The sequence below is a fragment of the Shewanella sp. SM73 genome, from assembly GCF_025653795.1.
Classification (GTDB): domain Bacteria; phylum Pseudomonadota; class Gammaproteobacteria; order Enterobacterales; family Shewanellaceae; genus Shewanella; species Shewanella oncorhynchi.
This window is the reverse complement of the sequence record NZ_JAKKRY010000018.1, coordinates 1-22,290: the sequence shown is the minus strand read 5'-3', so window position 1 is coordinate 22,290 and position 22,290 is coordinate 1. Positions and strand designations below refer to the sequence as shown.

At 42.4% G+C, this 22,290-nt stretch carries 18 protein-coding genes; 11 read left to right on the top strand and 7 right to left on the bottom strand.

Going from position 1 to position 22,290, the window contains the following annotated elements:
* Window positions 1–17: 17 nt before the first annotated feature.
* Both L5M51_RS19600 and L5M51_RS19595 read right to left on the bottom strand, forming a co-directional pair.
* Window positions 18–1,628: an IS1634 family transposase gene (locus tag L5M51_RS19600; RefSeq protein WP_115014254.1), complete on the bottom strand. Its 1,611-nt coding sequence runs from the start codon at window positions 1,626–1,628 to the stop codon at window positions 18–20.
* 644 nt (window positions 1,629–2,272) lie between these two features.
* The gene (locus L5M51_RS19595; RefSeq protein ID WP_263174194.1) at window positions 2,273–3,115 is read right to left on the bottom strand and encodes an SDR family oxidoreductase; all 843 of its coding nucleotides are present in this window, start codon (window positions 3,113–3,115) and stop codon (window positions 2,273–2,275) included.
* Window positions 3,116–3,219: 104 nt separating this feature from the next.
* Between L5M51_RS19595 and L5M51_RS19590 the strand changes: the two genes are divergently transcribed.
* Window positions 3,220–3,558 carry a winged helix-turn-helix transcriptional regulator gene (locus tag L5M51_RS19590; protein WP_172591458.1) on the top strand — a complete coding sequence of 113 codons (339 nt, stop codon included), beginning with the start codon at window positions 3,220–3,222 and terminating at the stop codon, window positions 3,556–3,558.
* A gap of 178 nt (window positions 3,559–3,736) precedes the next feature.
* Here L5M51_RS19590 and L5M51_RS19585 read toward each other — a convergent pair whose 3' ends face one another.
* Window positions 3,737–4,687 (bottom strand): GlxA family transcriptional regulator, encoded by a 951-nt coding sequence (locus tag L5M51_RS19585; RefSeq protein ID WP_263174192.1) that lies wholly within the window; start codon window positions 4,685–4,687, stop codon window positions 3,737–3,739.
* Between the two features lie 137 nt (window positions 4,688–4,824).
* Here L5M51_RS19585 and L5M51_RS19580 point away from each other — a divergent pair, with 137 nt between their 5' ends.
* The 7 genes from L5M51_RS19580 (at window position 4,825) to L5M51_RS19550 (ending at window position 14,121) form a co-directional block, all read left to right on the top strand.
* Window positions 4,825–5,718, top strand: coding sequence for an MBL fold metallo-hydrolase (locus L5M51_RS19580; RefSeq protein WP_263174191.1), 894 nt, complete (start codon window positions 4,825–4,827; stop codon window positions 5,716–5,718).
* A gap of 346 nt (window positions 5,719–6,064) precedes the next feature.
* Entirely contained in the window at window positions 6,065–6,361 is a 297-nt protein-coding gene (locus tag L5M51_RS19575) for a hypothetical protein (RefSeq protein ID WP_172591456.1), read from the top strand.
* A gap of 104 nt (window positions 6,362–6,465) precedes the next feature.
* On the top strand, window positions 6,466–7,296 hold the full coding sequence (locus L5M51_RS19570) for a TnsA endonuclease C-terminal domain-containing protein (protein ID WP_172591455.1): 831 nt from the start codon (window positions 6,466–6,468) through the stop codon (window positions 7,294–7,296).
* On the top strand, window positions 7,280–9,361 hold the full coding sequence (locus L5M51_RS19565) for a Mu transposase C-terminal domain-containing protein (protein ID WP_172591454.1): 2,082 nt from the start codon (window positions 7,280–7,282) through the stop codon (window positions 9,359–9,361). Before L5M51_RS19570 ends, L5M51_RS19565 begins: the two co-directional genes overlap by 17 nt.
* Window positions 9,361–11,019 (top strand): AAA family ATPase, encoded by a 1,659-nt coding sequence (locus tag L5M51_RS19560; protein WP_263174190.1) that lies wholly within the window; start codon window positions 9,361–9,363, stop codon window positions 11,017–11,019. The genes L5M51_RS19565 and L5M51_RS19560 overlap by 1 nt, the downstream gene beginning before the upstream one ends.
* A gap of 1 nt (window position 11,020) precedes the next feature.
* On the top strand, window positions 11,021–12,529 hold the full coding sequence (locus L5M51_RS19555) for a TnsD family Tn7-like transposition protein (protein WP_263174188.1): 1,509 nt from the start codon (window positions 11,021–11,023) through the stop codon (window positions 12,527–12,529).
* A complete protein-coding gene (locus L5M51_RS19550) occupies window positions 12,526–14,121 on the top strand; it encodes a Tn7-like element transposition protein TnsE (RefSeq protein WP_172591451.1) in 1,596 nt (531 codons plus the stop codon). Before L5M51_RS19555 ends, L5M51_RS19550 begins: the two co-directional genes overlap by 4 nt.
* On the opposite strand, the gene L5M51_RS19545 is transcribed toward L5M51_RS19550, so the two are convergent.
* Entirely contained in the window at window positions 14,118–14,504 is a 387-nt protein-coding gene (locus L5M51_RS19545) for a helix-turn-helix domain-containing protein (protein ID WP_172591450.1), read from the bottom strand. The two genes, L5M51_RS19550 and L5M51_RS19545, sit on opposite strands and share 4 nt — an antisense overlap.
* A gap of 44 nt (window positions 14,505–14,548) precedes the next feature.
* Here L5M51_RS19545 and L5M51_RS19540 point away from each other — a divergent pair, with 44 nt between their 5' ends.
* Window positions 14,549–15,523 carry an AAA family ATPase gene (locus L5M51_RS19540; protein ID WP_172591449.1) on the top strand — a complete coding sequence of 325 codons (975 nt, stop codon included), beginning with the start codon at window positions 14,549–14,551 and terminating at the stop codon, window positions 15,521–15,523.
* A gap of 29 nt (window positions 15,524–15,552) precedes the next feature.
* The gene (locus L5M51_RS19535; protein ID WP_263174187.1) at window positions 15,553–18,159 is read left to right on the top strand and encodes a S8 family peptidase; all 2,607 of its coding nucleotides are present in this window, start codon (window positions 15,553–15,555) and stop codon (window positions 18,157–18,159) included.
* 283 nt (window positions 18,160–18,442) lie between these two features.
* Here the strand turns inward: L5M51_RS19535 and L5M51_RS19530 are convergent, their stop codons facing one another.
* From L5M51_RS19530 to L5M51_RS19520, 3 genes are all read right to left on the bottom strand, one after another.
* Window positions 18,443–18,646, bottom strand: coding sequence for a DUF2061 domain-containing protein (locus L5M51_RS19530; protein WP_105250772.1), 204 nt, complete (start codon window positions 18,644–18,646; stop codon window positions 18,443–18,445).
* 183 nt (window positions 18,647–18,829) lie between these two features.
* Window positions 18,830–19,735, bottom strand: coding sequence for a 1,4-dihydroxy-2-naphthoyl-CoA synthase (locus tag L5M51_RS19525; RefSeq protein ID WP_113941423.1), 906 nt, complete (start codon window positions 19,733–19,735; stop codon window positions 18,830–18,832).
* A 124-nt stretch (window positions 19,736–19,859) separates the two neighbouring features.
* Entirely contained in the window at window positions 19,860–20,210 is a 351-nt protein-coding gene (locus tag L5M51_RS19520; RefSeq protein ID WP_113941424.1) for a hypothetical protein, read from the bottom strand.
* A 91-nt stretch (window positions 20,211–20,301) separates the two neighbouring features.
* On the opposite strand from L5M51_RS19520, the gene ccoG reads away from it, so the two are divergent.
* Entirely contained in the window at window positions 20,302–21,729 is a 1,428-nt protein-coding gene (gene ccoG, locus L5M51_RS19515; protein ID WP_131524528.1) for a cytochrome c oxidase accessory protein CcoG, read from the top strand.
* Window positions 21,730–22,290: the final 561 nt, after the last annotated feature.

Below are 22,290 nucleotides of genomic sequence, written 5' to 3'. Positions count from 1 at the left end.
GACATTCCGCACCTAATTCAGGAATAAACTGCCTCGTAGAGGCTACCTAACCGTTTTAAAAGCCGAGTTTGATGTTCTTGAAGCCCTGTGATGAATCGTTGGCCATTGATTTCCAAGATATCTATACCTTCAAACTTCAAGAACACCCAGCGTGCCGTCGGCTTTGTCGTCGGTTTGTTGCTTACCATGCTCGGGAAAAACGCTTCGGTTTGGGTGAGTTGTTCTCTGATTTTGTGCTCTAAGCTGGCGTAAACAAGCAAGCTCAGCGTCATTATCATCAGCAATGCTTCAATACGCTGTGGTTTTTTCAAGAATATTGAAGAAGTTAGGAACTCCGGACTTTTTAGAAAACGAAACCCGCGCTCGACTTTTTGTTGCGATTTGTAGTGCTTGAGAAGGGCTTCCATTGTTAGCGCTTCGCTGGCGATGTCATTCGTTGCAAGGATGAACATGCCGACTTTAAGTTTTGCCAACTTTACTTTTTCTAGGTCGGTAAATGGTCGCGCCTCGATGAAATATTGATATCCAGTCGGTTTTTCGTTTTTCTTTGGGCGACCAGGACTCGAGTAAGTCGGCGTTTTGATGATAATGGTTTGTTCAAATCCCAGTAGCTGGCATTGCTTCTTGAAGGTGTTGAATGCCAATGTTGCGTCGGCATCGCAAGCGAAGGGGAGCTTGCTTATTTTATCTAACGCTTTGAGTTCGTTAGCGACGTTTTTCTCTAAGTTTTTGTAGAAGGTGATTTCTTCTCGCTTTGTCGCTTGCTCACTGTGAACGAGCAACCAGCGTTGAGTCACCTTGCCGTAGTCCGAATCTATCCAGCACCCTGAGTAGCCGTTGCCCATCGAGCTTAATTGCTCTGGCTCTAAGGCAAGCAAAGCTTGCTTTGCCAGTTTGATGGTCATCGGCACTCGGGTAATGAACTTTTGCTGTTGTTTATCTAGCGAGGCGATGCTCTCTTCTGTGTACAACGCGGCATCAGCGATAAAGTAACGGCTATTTTGTGCCGCTTTTAGACAATGAATATGATGGCGAGTGACTTCGGCGAATGCTTTGGCATCATTGGTGTTACCACTGAGCGCTTGCATATAAACCGGAAGGCCAGCTTGGTTTTCACAAATGAGCTCAAGCACCACTTGATTGAGCTCTGGACGGTGGTCTCGGCTATAACCTTTCACAAGCTGGATCACATTGGTCTCTTCATCTTGCGCATACTTGCCATCAACGTGAAAGCTCGTGATATCCAGATGAACAGCGTCCGTAGTCAGGCCGAGTTTATCAACAACGCGCTGTGCAATAACTTGATAGAGCGCGGAGACATCGGCTTCGTACAGGGCATCCAAGGTGCGACCTAGCACGTCATCGGTCAGGTGATGTGCATCAATATCTTTGGCGAGCAATTTAGACACGGGCTTGGTCTTAAAAAAGTCAGAGAACATGTGAAGCGTTCTGCTGTGAAAGCCGAGTCCATTAAGGATCATGGCCAATACAGCGTCACCATGAGAAACATGGTGGTCGGAATACTTAGGAATGACCGCATCTATCATCTGTGGCAGGCCGATTTCATGACAAAAAGCGGCAATGAGGCCAAGGTGATCCAAGCGCTTAATAATAGGTTGAGTCGACATATTTTGAGACCGTCAAATAACAGTAATAGATCAAAACTGTCGTTCGCGGTCAAGATGGTATCGTCTTTTTCACTGAGAAATGATCACTGGATCACACTATTTTAATTATTAAATTAGGTGCGGAATGACGGTTACAATGTTCATTTCTGATTTTTCTATAAGACAGTTTTTAATTAATGTTATCATGGAAGAATCTATTGCCAATTTAATTAGGTTTTTCATCTGAAAAATTTGTTGAAATCTTCACGATCCAAGGTTGCAATAAGTTATTGAGAATTCCCATTAAACAAGATTAATTAAAGAACTAAAGTTTTACATAAATGGTGATGGAAATTCATCTAGCGAAACATACTTAACTGATGCTCACTTATTTGATAGAGATATAGTTATTATCTGATTTACGAATAAAAATGTTTAACGTTTTACTTTTTTTGCGACCTTATTTAAAAGTGTATTGGGCAAGCTTTGTGTACAAGTTTTGGATATGGAAAAATATGATGGACTATCTCTTGAGATATAATGTTAAATTTGGTTTAATAGTCTTTAATAAAGAATTTCTCACACAGCCACTCGGTGATAATTTAGGTGTTACTTAGAATTTTATGGCCTTTACATATTAATGTATAGGCCTGATTATCAGATAGTCAAATATTTATATCTCTTAACCACTGTCCTATGGTACGTGGTGTAATTCCTAATAATACTTGCGCACTCATAGCTTGTTTGATTGCTGAATCTTGAGTTAATGCTTTTGCTTTATATCCTTTTACAACCTCTGTTGCGGTACTTTCTCCAAACAAAATAGCTAATTTCATACCAAACTCATCAGGAGTAAGGCTTTGAAAGCTAACATCATGACCAAAATAGTCAGCAAATGCATCTGCTAGGTCATTACCAGTGATGGCTGGCAATTGGCCCACTTCCACAATCCCTGTTACAGAAAAATTGCGAAGAAGAGCTGCTGCGACATCAGCAATATCAAGATGAGAACACCAAGAAACTGGATAATCATTACGAAGTGGATAAGGGAGTTTATGATCTTCTTTCACTGGTCCAATAACAATTGGCAACAACAAATTCTCAAGATATAACTGCGGTGCAATGATAGCCAAAGAGACGTTCGTCTTCTCAAGTTCATTAATCAGAGTGGGCAATGCGTTTTTATCTCCAGGGATACCTAAGGGCCAACCACTAGTTGTAAGAACTACACGGGCAGGCTTAGCCTCCATAATCGCTTTCGCTATATTATGTGCAAATTCACTACGCATTACTTCAGGACCAATTGGTAAATGAACGAATATCCCATCAGCACCAGCATAAGCAGAAATAAGAGAGTCTATGGAAGTTAAGTCTAAAGTGACTGTTGGAACACCCTTAAGAGAGGTGGGGTCGCGCACAGCAGCAACAGCATCCACACCTTGTTCAATCAACTTATTAAAAAGAGGCGATCCCTGGGCACCAGTTGCTCCATGAATAATGTATTTCATATATACTCCAGTAATGATAATTTAAACAGAGTGATAATAGTGCAGACGTTAAGTCGGTTACGTCAAATGCACTATTAGAAATAACTTACAAAAATGAGAGAAGTATGAATAACAGAGAAACGCCTTGCTGCGGAGTCGCGCGTTTTTTAATACTTATGGATGGCCCATGGGCAACGTTAATCATTAGAGAGCTGTTACATGGCCCCCTTCGTTTTACCGAACTGAAAAATAACCTGAATGGAATTAGTGCACATACCCTAACCCACAGATTAAAGCAATTTGAAGCTAACGGACTTGTTACTCGCACTGTGTATGCCGAAACGCCGCCACGAGTGGTATATGAATTAACTACTTTAGGCGAAAATCTACGAGATGTTCTTGAAGCAATGGGAAAATGGGGTGAAACCATTCCAGACCAACTTATCCAACGCAATAAATTATAAAGTGAAGTAGCTAGGGTCTGTTGATCTTTGGCCGGTGATTTTCAGACAGTATGGCAAGACGTTATAATTTGCTTCGCCAAAAGTAACTATAACCTCAAGCCATGCAAAGACTTATGTTAACGGATGCCAGCTGGGGAAAAGCTATTTCATTTAGTGCTTGTTAATTTTCTGAACACCATTAACTTCCTGCGAATGTTTTACGCCAAGCACTTGGGCTAACGTGAAAACGTTGATTAAAATGTTGCCTAAATGACGTTGCAGTCTGAAAACCAACCATTTCAGACACTTTTTCTACAGAAAGTCTTGTACTTTCAAGAAGCTCAAGGCTACGTTGCAGACGAGTGCTTACAAGCCATTTTCCAAATGACATACCGGTAGCGTTGTTGAAATGCCGAGTAAAGGTACGGCGACTCATAAATAATTGGTCTGCTAAATCAGCAATGGAATATTGTTTGTCGAGGTTTTCACGTAAATAATCCAGTAACCGATTGACCTCTGCATCTTGAGTTGATTTTGGGATAGGTTGTGCAATAAATTGTGCCTGACCGCCTTCTCTGTGTGGCGGTACAACCAAGATGCGCGCAACTTTATTCGCTGTTTTTGTCCCATAAAAAGACCTCACAATATACAAGCAGCAGTCTAAAGCAGCGGCTGTACCTGCAGACGTGACTACACGGTCGCTTTCAACATAAAGTGCATTCGTATTTAGCTTTATATTTGGAAAACGAACAGTAAAATCATCCTCTGCCATCCAATGAGTAGCAGCTTCTTTTTCATCTAATAACCCTGAGTAGGCTAATGCGTAAGCACCATAGCAAAGCCCCACGACAGTAGATCCTCTTTCATGAGCTCTAACCAATGCTTCAGAAATATTAGAAGCAGGCGTACTGTCTAGGTCATGCCACCCAGGGATGACAACTATATCTGCCAACTCAACGAGTTCTAATCCACCATCAGGCTGAACTGTCATCCAATTGTCAGAGTGTTGTGGCTTACCATCAATTGACACTATCTTTAAGTCAAAAATGGGTTTGCCATCTGGCTGCATCGAAAAAACAGCTTGAGGCACAGCGACATGAAACACGCTGAAGTGAGGGTAGAGAATCAAAGCGACAGTTGGTACTTGCATGTGCAAAGTGCTCCCAAGTGGATCGTCATATCATTATTTGGCCCAATTGTTTCGACATTTGTCACTTGGGTCAATATTCCCTCTCGTAAATACCGAAGATAATGTCTCATATTAATCAACCGCCAAAGAGATACATTATGAAAAACAAAGCTATCACCATCCTACTTACCTTAGGGCTTGCAACCATAATAAATAGCACCAATGCACTAGCTGAATCGGCTCCAACGCTGCATGCAGAACCACAGCAGATTCACTTTCAGCATATTCGAAATGCAACATCTAAACTCACTTATGGTGACACAACATTCTTAATCGACCCTATGCTGGCAGAGAAAGATACTTATCCTGGTTTTGCCGGTACTTACCGTAGTGAAATACGTATACCAATGATCGATTTACCCATGTCAGCTAAAGTTGTAATTGACAATGTAGACGCTGTTATTGTCACTCACACACATCTTGATCATTGGGATGATGCAGCACAAAGTGTAATACCTAAAACGATGCCTTTATTTGTTCAAAATGAAGAGGATGCAAATACTATTCGCGCTCAAGGCTTTAAAGATGTGCGCGTGTTAGGAATTAAAACTCAGTTCAATGGCATTAGTTTAACCAAAACGGGTGGGCAGCATGGCACGGATGAAATGTATGCAATCCCAGCGTTAGCTAAAGCACTAGGAGAGGCTATGGGCGTCATATTAGAGGCTGACAACTACAACACTGTTTATTTTGTCGGTGATACTATTTGGCGCGATGAAGTGGAGGATGCGTTACATAAATTTAAGCCTGAATTCGTTGTGCTTAACACTGGTGATGCTCGAATGGAAAATCTTAAAGGCTCAATTATCATGGGGAAAGAAGATACGGTAAGGGCTATTAAACATGCTCCTCAAGCGAACATTATTGCTGTGCATATGGATACGGTTAATCACGCAGCATTGACTCGTAAAGAGCTCAGGGAGTTCGTGGAAGAAAAAGGCATAGAAAAACAAGTATTAATTCCTGAAGATGGTGAATCGTTGAAATTGTAATGTAGTCCACCTTATCGTTTCCCTGCAATGACATAAGAATGTAGTGGTCAAATTTAGTTGGCCACTACAAATGCTGAGGGTAAATTTTTCGGAAGGCTGGACGCTGAAATTCCAGCAGATGTGTTTGATAAAATTGCGATAGCATGGTGCAGAAAGAGAAAGAGAAAGAGAAAGAGAAAGAGAAAGAGAAAGAGAAAGTTGCAAGGTGCTTTAGGTGGTCCAGTTGGTTTGGAGCCTGGGAGTCCAGGCCGTCATTGGGCCTGATTTATATATTATATAAGCAAGAGTGAATTTATGAACTATTTTGAAGAGGACCCCTTCTAGGTAACGTAAACCTGGAGGGTGTATGAAAAAGCTAAAATCACATTACATACAGACTATAAATGAGGAACATTCAAAATATTTATGGTGGCGATATCCCACTATTCGTAGCGGTTTACATAAATATTTTAGTACTAAACAAGAGAAAAGTTTTTACTTTATGCATTTGATTGAATGCAAGGGGTATCCAGTTAAACTTCGTGCTGCTCGTGGGAAACTGCTAGCAGATTCTTGGGATGATTACCCTTCACATGTCTTTGATGTAGCAAAAAGTTGGAAGCATAACTCAAAAAGAAAGCACCAATATTACCGTTTAGGTTGATAGTACTATAAGGTCATCAGCCCTAAAAAAGAGAGGTAATAAAGTTGCATACTAAAACCATCGTCATTATGCTCGATTAACGAGCTAATATCGGTGGTTTTTTTATGGCTTCACGATTAAAGGGCTGCTCAGAGCAGCAATTTGCCAAATGGATAAAGGAAGGTCGAGGTAGTGGCCTGCATGCAGACTACAAACCTTGGTTAACTGTTAGGGATTTTCCATCTTTAGGGCGTGTTCATCGTGTATTTGGCCACAAATCACAAAGAACCCATCACCTGTTTTCCGATCTCGAGCTTTCAGTATTCCTTATGCTGGAGTGGCACTGCGAAGTCACCCAGATCCGCGAGCAATTTCCGCTTGAGCGCGATATCACCCGCCAACTGGCGAGCGACGCTGGGATCAAACATCCAAATATCGCGGGTATTGATCAGTACATGTCGTCGGATTTTTTGGTCGATTCTACCGATGAAGAAGAGTCAAGGTTTGTATTGCAGGCAAAGCATTCCTCGGCTTTGAGTGATGTGAGAACTGTCGAAAAAGTTGAACTCGAGCGTCTCTATTGGCAGGAGAAAACCTTGCCTTGGTATCTGATAACAGAACAAAACGTGCCTGATGTGGTGACTAGAAACATCAAATGGCTCTATTCGGCACAAAGGGAAGAAACTGAGGACGTAGAGTTGGCACTGCAGCAGATCGAATTCTATGCTCATCATTTCAAAAAGAATCCTAATAAGACGGTACTCGCCTTGTGCAAGGAATTGGATGCGGCTTACGATCTGCCGCTCGGCGAATCGCTTTACGAAGTAAGGTGCTTGCTGGCCAAGCGCTATTTCTCCTTCGATATCTTCATTCCGACCACCAAACTCAAGGCGTGTGATTTGAACGCTGGAGAGCTAGGTTTTATCAGGGAGGCATACCTTGTTTCGAATCAATGAGGTTCTTAAGTTTGGTGAGCGCAGATATCGAGTTCTGCAGCAACTCGGCGAGTATTTGGTATGGATAGATATCGATGACGCATCTGCTTTTCCTGAATTAATATTGACGAGCGAACTGATAAGGGCAATTGATCAGGAAAATCTTGAACGTATAAATGATCCGTATAAAGAACTTTCCTTCGAAACACCTATTGAAGGTGGTGTTGCTAGAACCAAGCGCGATACAAACTACGCATTAATTAAACCATTGCTTGCTCTACCAGACTTTTATAGGCCTCAAAGCCGCGGGGCGGTTATCAAAGGCATCCTTGCTGAGCATGGTTCAACTAAACAGACGCTATATCGGCTGGCACGTCGTTACTGGCAGCGTGGGCAGACGCCGAACGCTCTATTACCTGATTATAAAAATTCCGGTGGCAAGGGCAAACGCCGGGTGGCCAAGGATAAAAAGCTTGGGCGTCCGCGTAAATATGAGCCAGGAACCGGGGCTAAAATTGATGAATTTATTGAACGTCTTTTTCGTATCGCAATTGACCGTTATCTCTTGAAAGATAAGGGCCATTCGTTCCCTTATGCTCATCGTCGTTTCGAGACTCTGTATTTAAATTATTTTCCTGATACGCCTCAAGAAGAATTGCCCAGTAACTGGCAGATGATGCACTTCTACAAGCGCGAGTATTCTCAACCTGAAAAGCTAAGAAAGCGTGTGTCGAACGTTGAATATAATAAAGATATCAGGCCCCTTCATAGTACTGCCAATACTCAAGTGCTTGGACCAGGATCTCGTTACGAGATAGATGCCACCATAGCTGATCTTTATCTTGTATCAGATAGTGAGAGGGCAAACATCGTCGGCCGTCCCGTTGTTTATATGGTTATTGATGTGTTCAGCCGAATGATTGTTGGTTTCTATATTGGTTTTGAAAATGCCTCCTATGCTGCAGCTATGCAGGCTTTGTTTATGGCTGCTACCGATAAAACGTCATACTGCAAAGCGTTGGGTTTTGATATTGCATCGGAGGATTGGCCTAGTGTAGGCCTACCGGATGCCATTCTAGCTGATAGGGGTGAGCTACTAGGTCATCAGATTGAGAATTTAGAGAGCAATTTTGCAGTCAGAATAGAAAATACGCCGCCCTACCGAGGTGATGCAAAAGGTATTGTTGAACGTAATTTCAAAACTATTCAGGCTTCCTTTGGTCCGTTTGTACCAGGTTATGTCTCGGGTACTATGGTAAAAAAACGAGGTGGAAACGACTATCGGCTAGACGCGAAGCTAACGGTAAAAGAGTTTTCTCAGATCATTATCTCATCAGTGCTTTATCATAATCAGTACGCAATACTTGAAAAGTATGACAGAGATTCAGATATGCCGACTGATCTGTCTACAACCCCTATTCACTTGTGGAACTGGGGTTTACAGCATCGAACCGGACGCTTGCACCAAGCTGATGAAGATGCGCTTCGTATCGCCCTTTTTCCAAGAAAAACGGCCACTTTATCTGAGTTGGGAGTTTGCCTATTCGGTATTTACTATACGTCTTCTGAATTGCTGCAGTTGGGTTGGACGCATAGAGGGAAGGATGTGAAGCGTCCAGCCAATATGGAAGCTGCTTACGATCCACTTGTTGCCGATAGAATTTACCTTTTTCCTGAAAAGGGTAATAACAAGTATTGGGTATGCAACTTGGCTGACCGATCAAGAGAGTTTCAAGGCGCTTCGTTTTGGGATGTATGGCAACTTCGTGATGAGCAGAAAATGACGACTGGGCAAGCTCGTGTGCAGTCTAAGGCAAAGAAACGGCAACATGAGCAATTTGTCATCGATAAGATAGCTCAAGCGGAGAAGACTGCACCTGATACTTCGGGGATCTCCAATGCGGAGCGGATACGTGCTATCAACGAGAATAAGCGGGAAGAAAAGGCCAGGGAGAGAGCTGAGAAGGCGCACAATCCCGTTACAAAGGATAATAGAAAGCCAGGTAAGGTGATCCACCTTGTAAACCCTGAGCCGGACTTGGATTATCCCGATTATATCGATGAACTGTTTGGGGAGGATGACTGATGTCATTACCAGATAACTTTGTCGAGGCCGTTTACATCGATCCTGGTCTCGAACGCTATCGGGGCAATCCGCTGATAGAGGCTCTGCCGCCGATAATGGATTTACAAGACCTTAAGGTCAAGCTAACAGGTAAGGTGGAGTTCAACCCTAAGGACTGTTATGTAAAGGGACATATACGTGCTCACGAGATTAGTGCTCTACTCGATGATTTTTTTCAGCCACTGTCAATTCACAAGCAGTTAGAAGAGAAAATATCGGTCATGATCCGCGGTGGTTATGTGGGGCGTAATATAGCGGACGGTTCCCTGAATCAGAAGATGCAGGAAGGCTACCAAAGGATTATGTCAGGAGCTACGAACGATTTTCGTTTTACACAATCGAACTCGACGGCAAAGAGCATGTCATTGATTGGCTGTTCTGGTAGCGGAAAGAGTTCGACTATTAATCGTATTCTCGCGACTTATCCGCAAGTCATTTATCACAAAAAATATAACTTCATTCAGATGCCCTATCTGAGAATCGAATGCCCGTCAGATGGCTCGTTGAAGAGTTTATGCCTAAATTTTTTCCGCGAAGTTGATCGTACCCTCCATACTGGGTATGAGGAAAAGTATGCACGCAAACGCCATAGTACAGAAGTCCTGCTTTCTCTTATGGGACAGGTGGCAACACAGCGGGCAATAGGTGTTTTGGTCATAGATGAAATTCAACGATTAACGTTGAAGCGTTCGATAAGCAAAGAAGCGATGCTGGAGTTTTTTGTTGCGCTTGTAAACGTGGTTGGGGTGCCAGTTGTGATGGTGGGTACGCCTAAAGCTAGGCCTATATTTGAAATGGAACTTCAGGCTGGTCGACGCAGTGCTGGGTTCGGTTCGCTGTTTTGGGAGCCTATGCAACAAGGTTTAGTTAAAACAGATCCGACTACAGGAAAATCGAGAAGAACCGAATGGCAGGCATTTACTGACAAGCTTTGGCAATACCAGTGGTTGAGTAATCGTGATGAGGTGTTGAGTGACGAAATTCGCGATTGTTGGTTTGATTTGTCACAGGGTGTAATTGATATAGTCGTGAAAATATTTGTGCTTGCACAGATGCGAGCTATTTCTACAGGGTTGGAGCGGATCACCACTAAATTGTTGCGGACCGTATATGAGCAAGAGTTAAAGCCAGTACATCCCATGTTGGACGCTTTACGTAGAGATGATCCTCAGCTTATCGTTAAATATTCAGATTTACAGTTACCTGGGATTGATAAGCGCCTTATTGAGCTAAGGAGATTAATTGAAGAGCGGCAGGGCGAAAAAGAAAATGAAGCGGCCTTTGCCGGTGATGAGAAAGCTATGCGGCTGAATACCATGTTACAGGCTATGGGATGCGACTCTGCATTGTTGCAGCCACTGATTATTAATGCTTTCAAGCAGCATCCCAATTTGTCTCTTCCTGAGCTAAGCAGAATTATTCTGGACTGGTATTCGAAGCCTTCCGAACCTCCTAAAAAGGTCAAAACTCAGACTATTAAGCCCTCGGATTGGCATACACTGCCTTCCGAAGATTTGAGGTTCAAATTCTCTCAGGCTGGCAAAGGGCGGCTTTACGAAGAGTTGAAATACGGTAAAGAATTGTTCGACGTGCCTAAGTGGCTGAAGAAAGTAGGCTGATATGTTGGGCTTTCCTTTGCCTTATCGCGATGAACTGCTATACAGCACTATTGCGAGGCATGGGAGCCACTGTGGCATAGCTTCGCCGAAGGAGCTGTTATTTGAAGTATTCAGTGATACTAAGATCATTGCTTCGTCAGATTTGCCATCGCACCTACAACATATCGCAGCACTCTATCCTAAAGAACTTGAGATTACACCGCTCGATTTGCTCTATCGAAATACTCTTTTTCCTTTGTATGCATCTTTCGTAGGCGAAATAAAACGGATAGCTCTAGTTAAGGAGCTTACGGCAAACAGTAAAAGTTCTGTTCATCTCTCGGTCGGGGTGGCGGCTTCGCGTATAAGACAGCCTAAATACCTAAGATATTGTCCAGCTTGTATGCTCGAGCAGTTAAGCAAACATGGAGAATGCTATTGGCGGCGCGATTGGCAAGTTGCTGGTTCCGAAATTTGCCTTGTTCATGGCAAGCTCATAGATTCACAAATATTTCGCCACGATGTGCATAGGCATGAGTTTTTAGTCGCTGATTTGACTATCTGCCCTCAGGTTGAACAGCTTCAAGGTGAATGGCAATACAACTTGCTTGCTGAAAGTATTAATGACTTATTGAACCTAGGTGTTGTGCTTGCACCAGAGTTCTCACAATGGAGTCTTTGGTACGCCAATCTAGCAGCTAACCATTTATGCACTCGTGGCTCTTTTATACGTCATGACCTTATCCGTGACAAAGTCCTCAGTTTTTGGGGCACAAACTGGCTTTCCCGATATGGGCTAATGCCAAATGATGACGAAGCTAATTGGCTTAAAAGTATATTTCGTAAACACCGTAAGGCTTTTAGCTACTTAGAGCATTTAGTTGTACTTCATGCCTTCTTAGAACCTAGATGGAAGCTGGCAAGTGTCATCGATACTGTTATGCGGCTCAAGCCAGATAAGAAAAAATCGAGCAAGATACTGAGTGGAACAGATAAACATTTACTGAATGAATGTCGCAATCGATGGCGAAAAGCCATAGAAATACAAGGAACCAAGCAAGCACGCCTCAATGGTTTTGATGATCTTTACGCTTGGCTTTATCGTCGTGACAGAGATTGGTTACTCAAAACAAATCAGGTTAATCAAATGCCGCAACCAAAACATAAAGCAAAAGTTGACTGGCAGAGACGAGATCGAGATACAGTTAAAAAGCTGATACGCATTCGTGAATTGAGCGAGTTACTGCAGGATATGCCCAGACGTTCAATAAACTGGTATCTAAACCAGCTTGAGCATAAGGCTAGTATTGAAAAACACTTGAAACTACTTCCGTTGTGCAGATTGTTTTTTGATCGTTATTGTGAAAATATCTTTGAATATCAAATAAGAAGAATAACCGGAACAGTTATATCTCTTATGTTGGATGACGAGCCGCTCAAACGCTGGCAAGTTTTGAGAAAATCAGGACTTAGCGAAGAACGCCTCACCGAACAAGCAAGTCTATTTCTAAAGGAAATTATTGGGATTTGAACGGTACAACGCATCTTAAGGGATTTAAAGACGATACTTGGATCAATGGTATCGGTGATCTATTCCGTAAAAAGGATAGTAAACAATGGGGAATTAACCTCAGTATTTATCCAAGTAAAGATAACGGCCCTGATGCAATTATCCTTTCTAATGCACCTATCCTTATACGTAAGCACATCATTAATCCGACCAAAGACTATTATCGTAAAGATTTTGAAAAGACGATTAAAATCTCTACAACCAGTAATTGGCAAGTTGATAAGCTCGAAAATTGTCCTGCTCTTGAAAGACGATTACCCAAGGAATTAGGTCAATACTGTTTTGTGTTTCAACTGACTGACGGAACTAGGGTGTACCTACCTCAGTTTGAGTTGGCGCGAGCATTATTCTTCCATAATGCCTATTTAGCCCGTTCTTCGGTAGTTCACGATCTATTGAGTAATGAGTTTTCCCTTGAGCAAGATGGTGATAAGACCATCATCAATGTACTGGAAACTTTTTCTGGAAACTGGGAGTTATTCAATGATTATGGTTATCGTCGATTAATCGCTTGGTTGCTGATGGACAAAGATGCTAGGCCTTCATATGAGAGTATCGGCAATTACCAATTGAACGATGGATACGATGTGGGGCAATACCGGCGTTGGGCCTTTAGGTTTAACCCTCCTGCGCTAAAAGGAGCTAAGTTGAAACTGAAGGGGCATTTTGATCTCAAGACTAATACCCTGTTTGTCTATGAAATATCCAGCATTTTAAATATACCTACCGATCTGCCGGAATATATCGAATTTTTCAGCCCCAAATTTTATTCCCAAGTAAACGGACAGGGCCGAGCAGCCAGAACAGGAGCTGATCGCCCACCTAATCATGATATCGACGAAACCGCAGAGGGAAGTCGTGATAATAAGCCGGTCATGATAAGTGAAAATACTACGGAGTTTGAGTTTGACCGAGCAGTGCAAACATCTAAGGTCAGTAAGAAAAGAAAGTCTGTGGGCCGCGGTAAAAAAGACGCGGAGGAACCAAGTGAAGCTTCTAGCGATGTCAGTACTGAAGAGCAGGGGCCAAACGGTGATCTACCGAGTGCTGAATGGGATAATTTGAAAGAGCAAACGGACGATGCTCATCTGTATTTAGACAAATTTACTAGCTACTTTGCGATGTTGGATCTTCTGGAGAAAAAGCATGGCTGTGAGGTCGTAAAATATCCACTTAGAAAACTGCCTGCCATTGGTAAATGCAAAAGGCATATTCTGGAAACGGACGGTAACCCTAGATGCTTGTCGGTCACTCATATCACTGTAGAAACAACTGGTTATTACCTATTGGAGGTTGATACATCTGATTCCAGTAAGGCGTTGTCGACAAAAGTAATCCGTGCCAGCGCAATTGGTGACATAGAGTCACACCTATATGAGATAGAAAAGCAATTGCTAAAGGCTTCCTTGTCTTGGCCTAAGGAGCATTTAGACAAGCTTGTAGGGGCGGGAAACCACTCATGGATACCGCACCAGAAGTCAAATAAAGCGGGAGCGTTGACCCCAGAGGACATTGAAAAATGGGCAAGTCGAATATACGTATCAATTGTTTAACGTGCTGATTTGTAGGCTTTTATCATTTCAACTAAAGCATTGCGTATATGTTTATGCTTATCTCCGTCTAATCTTGATACCTCATTAATCAGATCCAACAAGCTTTCATCTCCTTGTTCACTAGAATTGATTATATTCATGCAGTGAATATATATTTCTGTGGATGGTTTGCTATCACCTGATATGTATTTTGATACTTGAGCCTGACTCTTGCCTATTTTTTTCGCAAAACCAGCCTGTTTCAAGCCTGATTTTTTCATGGCAAGCTTTATGACTTCAGGTTCACTTAGTAAAAACATGTGTTTATAGGGTTTGTGGAAATTATGGAAATTATTCTTTAAATGAATTAAAATGTCTAGTTGATATATATGTATTTTCTTCATATTCTTACTGATAGACTACAGGACGTAGTAACTTGGGGTGTATCATGGCTAGAGCTGATTTGGTTTTAAATTTGGTTGAAACGGGAATAAAGGGTGACCTTCCTCGTTTTAAAAAAACAGCAGAAGCAATTGCGGCTGAAGCCAAGGCTCGTCATCATTATCATTTAGCGGATAGGCTAAGAAATATTCTTACAAGCACCGCGACAGTTGAGACTAGAAAATTTACTCATAATGCAGACCTTCAAAATGCATTCTATGAAATTCACGCCCAAAAAACTCTATCAGATCTAACGCTTCCCGATCATGTGATCTCTGTATTCCAAGAGGTAGTTGAAGAGCATGCTCGCAGAGATCTACTTCGTTCCTATAATCTAGAGCCTCGTCATAAGTTATTGTTGTCAGGTCCTCCTGGCAATGGCAAAACAACCTTGGCAGAAGCCTTAGCCAATCATTTGTCAGTCCCTTTCTTTACTGTTAAGTATGAGGGCATTATTAATCGTTTCCTTGGTGAAACAGCACAGCAAATCGATAAGCTATTTGAGCATATAAAAACCCAACGTTGTGTGCTTTTCTTTGATGAGTTTGATGCGATCGGTAAGGAACGCGAAGATGCAAATGACAATGGCGAAATGAAACGTGTGGTTAATTCACTTCTGAAACAAATTGATATGCTGCCAAGCCATGTTGTTGTCGTGGGTGCAACCAACCATGAGTCAATGCTTGATAGAGCTATCTGGAGACGCTTTCAGGTTCAAGTTAATATACCTAGCCCAACTCAACGGATGGCGACAAAGTGGTTTGAAGAGTTTGAAAAACGAATTGGCCATAGTTTAGGGTTGGCTCCAAGCACATTGGCGCGCAAATTATCAGGACTGAGCTTTGCTGAGTTGGAAGAGTTTGCATTAGATGTTCAAAGAAAGTACGTGCTCGGGCTTCCGGACAGTGAAAACAATCTAAAAGAAATTACTTCTCATTGCCTATCCTTTTGGGTCAACCGTTATAAGACTGAAAACAAATAATAACTTATTAGTAGTAAAGGACGTTGCATATGGATATGAAGCCGATTCTTACCTTTAACAAACCCAAAACGGATGGAATAAGAGGGAAATTGCAAGGGAGGGGCGGTGCTCCAATAACTCCGGGAGTGGGTGCACAAGCTGCGCGCATTATTCCAAAAGTAGAACGTTTAGAGAAGCACTTCGCAGAACATATTCAACTTTCTTATTCACCTGAAGGTATGCAGCCTGAAAGAGTTCTCGTTCTTGAGGTCGCTGGCGATGTACAGAACTTGGCTGATGCTTTAGCTAAAGTTCAAGGTTTTGAGCTTTTAGCTCAACACATAGTCGACAGAGACTTTAAGGATGATAATTTTTACATTGAGAAGAATGGTAAAATTAAGTCAGTTGTCAAAAATGCTTACTTGGCGATGAGTAATCAAGCTGGGTTACATAAACTCCTTGCTATGTGGAAGCGTTATGTTGCAACAGGCCAAATTGACGCAGGGTTTACACCATTAAGAGATGCATTCTTACAACTCGCAGATATAAGATTTTGGGATACCAAGGATAGGCTGGAAAGCACCTATATTCTTGAAGATTGGCAACATAAATTACAGGATGCAGAGCTAGGATTTGATGAGTCTATTCCTTTTGAAATAGAACTTTGGTATCGACCAACTGGATTTTTAAGAGGGCAAGCTGAAGGACATATTCGAAGTGTCGTCTTAGGGTGTGGTGGAAGTATTTCGAAAAGCTTTGTCCATGATGGGATAGGTTATCATGGTTTACTCGGTTTATTACCTCTAAGTAAAGTGAGGGATGTTGTCGAATCGAGTGGCGCCGCACTGGAATTAATGAGATGTGATGAGGTTATGTTTTTTAGGCCTTTAGGTCAATGTATTACTCCAAAGATTATCACTGCAGAAGAGCAACTCATTACTGATTCAGAACGTTTTGAAGGCCCATCACCGGGATATCAACAACCAGTAGTGGCCCTTCTGGATGGCCTACCTCTATCAAATCATAACGCTTTGAAAGGCATGCTGATAATTGATGATGCTGATGATTTAGAACAGTTTTATCAATCTCCTTCAGAGCAGGTTCATGGTACAGCAATGGCTTCTATAATCATTCATGGTGATTTAAATAATCGCCAAGAAAGACCATTAGAGCTCCCGTTGTATGTACGGCCTATACTTGCGCCTGAGCATACTCAAATGGATGGAACCAGACTTGAGCAAATTCCATCTGCATACTTGCCTATTGATTTAGTACATAGAGCTGTCATTCGTATGAAAGAAGGAGAAGGGGGCCTTCCACCTACTGCACCAAATGTCGTCATAATAAATCTTTCCGTTGGCGATCCATATAGGTTATTTGATACTCAGATGAGCCCTTGGGCGAGAATGCTGGATTGGCTTTCTATTCGATATGGCGTTTTGTTTGTTGTTAGTGCGGGTAATATGACTCAGCGCATATGCTTGGACGGTATCAAAGAACATGATTTTAAATCTTTAACGCCTGAAGAATTGGAAGAGAGGACGCTCAAAGCAATTGCAAAGCAAAAGCATGAACGGAGGATGATGTCGCCTGCCGAAGCTATAAATGCAATAACAGTGAAATCCTCCCACCAAGATCGATTTGAAGGAGCTATACCAGTTAATCAGGTTGATGTGTTTACTACGCCTGGCTTATTTAGTCCAATAAGCCCTGTCACATTAGGTAAGAAGAATTCGGTAAAGCCAGAACTGTTAATGCCAGGTGGGCGTCAGACATATATTAACAAAACGATGCTAGTGAATGAGGATGTAGTCCTTGACGTTGCCAGGAGTGTTCGTTTTGGACCAGGAGTAAAAACAGCCCTACCTGCATCTTCACCAGGTGCGTTAAATACATATGGATTTATAACTGGCACAAGCAATGCTGCGGCACTCGCTACACGACGCCTTGCATTTCTCTATGAAACACTTATCAGCATTAAAGAGTTTGGGGATCAGCAAGCGTTATCATATGCTTCAGACGCCTTGATTCTCAAGGCTCTGCTCGCGCATGGTGCGGAGCACATGGAGCAAGCGACAGAAGTCATAGAGCAATTGTTAAAGACCAAAGAGAATAATCGTACATTTAAGTCTGAATTAAATCAGTACTTAGGCTTTGGAGTGGTAAATGAGAGCCGGATACATGCATGCCAAAACAATCAAGCGACATTGATTTACACTGGAGTAATAAGAGATGGTGCGGCACATGAGTACCGTTTACCTTTACCTCCATGTTTAGCCGCTGAAACAGTAAATAGACGCTTAATTGTAACAGTTGCTTGGTTTTCACCCGTTAATCATGGCCATCAAGATTACAGAGGTGCTCAATTATGGGCTACGCCAGCCCATAAAGTTATAAATGCGGATAATGGAGACTATTATCATCATCACTTGAAAAATGGAACGATATTCCATGAAGTCAGAAAGGGTGACAAGGCTGCCAGCTTTACCGAGGGGGATTTCCTCGCGATTCAAGTTCATTGCAACGGACGTGCTGGGTATGAAGGAATAGATGTACCTTATGCATTGGTTGTAACTCTTGACACTCCGGGAAGCGACCTTCCAATTTACGAAGAAGTTAAGCTAGGACTGAATATTGAAGTGGAGCAGACAGTTTGATGATAGTTATTTGCTCTCTGCTTTGTCTTTGTAGTTAGATTTATATCGGTATGACACTTTATTACTTAATGAAGGCTTCGAAATGGAGCTTATTTCAGATTTAGTATGATACTTTATTTTTTCAGTATCGATTTTCACGGCTAAAAATTAGTGTCTGCAGAATGGGTTAGTATGAAACTTTATTCCTCTCCCACAACCGCCTTTATTGGCGGTTTTTTCATTTAGATTCACGACAAAATGACGATTAACTTACAGTAATAGCAAATGCTGGTGGCTTAACTTTCTATGCTGGAATGGCATCTAGCTCGTGCTGCTTTTTTGCCTCAATGCGTTTCCACACTTTGTCATGGAAGTAAAACACTACAGTGTTAATCGCGGGTTCTACTAAGGCTACTGCGCCACCTACGACCACACTGCCAGTTAATAAATAGGTTACGGTAAAAGCGACGCTAAAATGTAGTACAGCAAAAGTGAGTGTCTTAGTCATGATCTTGTCCTCTAAATAGGCTCCCAGCGGGAATACTTAGATGATAACAATTCTCATTAAAATTAAAAGCCGTGTTTTCAGATTAGTTTAAACGGTTTTATCTATTTATCCGTTGTAAAAAACATAAAGCCCTCACGATGGAGGGCTTTGAGCATTTAAACGTAAATTAATACGATTCTAAAATTAGTAGTGCCAAGGGAAGGCTGAAAAATCTTGATCGCGTTTTTCGAGGAAGGCATCGCGTCCTTCCTGTGCTTCGGCGCTCGCATAGGCTAAACGCGTCGCTTCACCAGCAAATAATTGCTGACCGACCATACCATCATCAGTCATGTTGAAGCCGTATTTAAGCATACGCATAGCTGTAGGTGATTTAGAGTTAATCTCTTTCGCCCACATTAATGCTTCGGTTTCTAGCTCTGCATGGGGAACGGATTTATTAACCATACCCATGTCGAAGGCTTCATCAGCGCTGTAGTTAAATCCGCAGAAGAAGATTTCGCGGGCACGTTTTTGACCTATCATTTTGGCGAGATAAGCACTGCCATAACCTGAGTCGAAGCTTGCAACATCGGGATCGGTTTGTTTAAATATTGCGTGTTCTTTCGAGGCTAAGGTTAAGTCGCACACTACGTGTAAACTATGGCCGCCACCCACCGCCCAGCCCGGCACAACGGCGATGACCACTTTAGGCATAAAGCGGATAAGGCGTTGTACTTCTAATATATGTAAGCGGCCCATTCTGGCTTGATCGGCTTTGCCTTCTTCAGCGCCTTCATATTTATAGCCATCTTTGCCGCGAATACGTTGATCGCCACCTGAACAGAACGCCCAGCCACCATCTTTTGCCGAAGGGCCGTTCCCCGTAAGCAGTACGCAACCCACATCAGACCATTGGCGTGCATGGTCGAGTGCGATAAATAATTCATCAACGGTTTTAGGTCGGAAGGCGTTACGGCACTCTGGGCGATTAATGGCAATGCGTACTGTGCCGTGCGCTTTGGCTCTGTGGTAAGTAATATCGTCGAAATGAAATCCACTGACTTCATCCCATAGGGTGGGATCAAAAATGTCTGATACTTGTTGGGTCATGATTCATAGGCCTTTATGCTGTAATGCCTCAAAGGCTAGGCGGAATCATATATAAGGTCAATCACCTAAGTCTAAACCTTAGCGCTATATAGCAAAATCCCGTTTGCCTATGAGTCTGTAATGATTAAAGGTGATCACATAGATAAAGCTGATTATCTTTGCTAAACACTGGATGTTGAGGTGCCATAGTACCGCAATAGTTAGCCTTAAAGTCGGCAATAGACTCGGGTGTCATTGGAATTTGATTGAAGGCTTCGAGTTCTAATGTGGATAAACGTTCTATTATGTCGGTTCTTACCTTAGCCAGTTTATGGTCGATTTTAATAATTTTTGTTCCTGTCATAGAGTCAACTTTATTCTCTATTTCTTTGATCATCGCCTCAGTCTTTGCAATAGGAACATCTAATTTATCTGTTTCTGTGTATAAGTAATATAAAGCACCCGCGAGTAGCGCCAATATGATCCAACCTTTCATCTTTTAGTCCAACATAAGTGAATAACCATTAAGAATATGGGTATAATAAGCTAGTTTTCGTCCAATATTAAAGCAGTAAAAGGCTGTAACGATGAACTCAGAATCTAACAACAAGGACTATTCGAAAACCAATCGAATTAAGATTCACCAGCCAGATGCGAGTAAAGCTGATCGCTTTAATCCTCGTAATCGGATTTATGTCCGAGCCATAGACGGTTTGTGGAGTAGCGTACGTCGCCGCATGGGCTGGATCGCCATGTTATTTTTCCTGCTTTTACCTTGGATCCCTTGGGGCGACCGTCAAGCCGTATGGTTTAACTTGGGCGAACAAAAGTTTCACGTCTTCGGTTTAACGATTTGGCCGCAGGACCTCACCTTGCTTGCAGCGTTGTTTATGATCGCTGCCTTCGCTCTGTTTTTTGTGACCACCTATCTTGGCCGTGTTTGGTGTGGATACACTTGCCCCCAAACAGTATGGACCTTTATGTTCATCTGGTTCGAGGAAAAACTTGAAGGCGCACGCAATAAACGCATTAAGCTCGATCAAATGCCATGGAGCTTTGACAAACTCTGGCGTAAAACGGCAAAACATACGGCCTGGCTATTGCTCTCACTGATGACGGCGATGACCTTTGTGTCCTATTTTGTGCCAAGTCGTGAAGTCTATGTCGATGTATTTACGCTTAATGCTTCTGGCGGTATCTACTTCTGGGTCGTGTTCTTTACACTCGCCACATACGGCAATGCGGGTTGGATGCGTGAAATCATGTGTATCCACATGTGCCCTTATGCTCGTTTCCAAGCGGCCATGTTCGATAAGAATACTTTTATCGTGGGTTACGATACTAAACGTGGTGAGACCCGTGGTCCGCGGTCACGCAAAGATGACCCTAAAGAGCTAGGGCTTGGCGACTGTATCGACTGTGACTTGTGTGTGCAGGTATGTCCTACGGGAATCGACATTCGTAATGGTCTGCAATATGAGTGTATTAACTGCGGCGCTTGTATCGATGCCTGCGATCAAACCATGGATCGTATGGGTTATGAGAAAGGGCTTATCAGTTATACCACCGAGAACAAATTAGAAGGAATTAAGCAAAAAGTGCTGCGACCTAAACTTGTCGGTTATGGCGTGGTACTGGTAGCGATGATATTAGTCTTTATATACTCCAGTGCGACCATAGCGCCTGTGCGTATGGACATCATTCGTGACCGCAACCAGCTCTATAGAGAGAACAATCAAGGTTTGATTGAAAACACCTTCACCTTGAAGATTCTTAATAAGACAGAGCAATCCCACGAATACACTATGAGTGTCGAAGGATTAGATAACTATAAATGGTACGGTCCAACTTCGGTCACTATTGCAGGTGGTGAAGTGTTAACTCTCCCTATTAGTGTCGGTATCGATCCGGTAGAGCTGTCTCGTTCAGTTACTAATATCGAGATAAAAGTGAAAACTCATATCAACGGTGAAGAAGTCGAAGTTGAGCAAGAATCTCGCTTCTTTAGTCCATAGATAACAGTATTTATGATGATCTAGCTGAGCGTGACTCATATAGATTGCCAGACTTAATCGAGATAAAGGGGCTTTTTAGCCCCTTTTTTATACGTATCGTTTGATAAGTAAACGTCTAAACCATTAATCGTTATTTTCCTACAAAAAGCCCTTGCACAAAATCTCCTGCTCCCTATAATGCGCATCCACTGACACGGCAGACAGCGAAAGCCAGCTGACGAGTTAGGTTGAATTGAGTCGCTTTTAAGCACTTAATTCAAGCGCAGCAAGAAGTTGAAAAATACTCCTTGACGCGAAACGGGAAATGCGTAAAATGCACGACCCTGAGCTGATGAAGCATCAGCACGACCCGCCGGCAACGGTATGTGGTCAACGCTCTTTAACAAGATAAAACAAGAAATCTGTGTGGACACTCACAGGTGTTGAGTTAATCGAAACTGCTTAACCTTCGGGTTGGCAGTCAAAAATTTAAATCAATGTAACAATGAGTGTTCATAGTAATATGTACAGTTTGTTTCTTTAGTTAGAAACAAAAAATCAGAATTCATTGAGCCGCTGAAG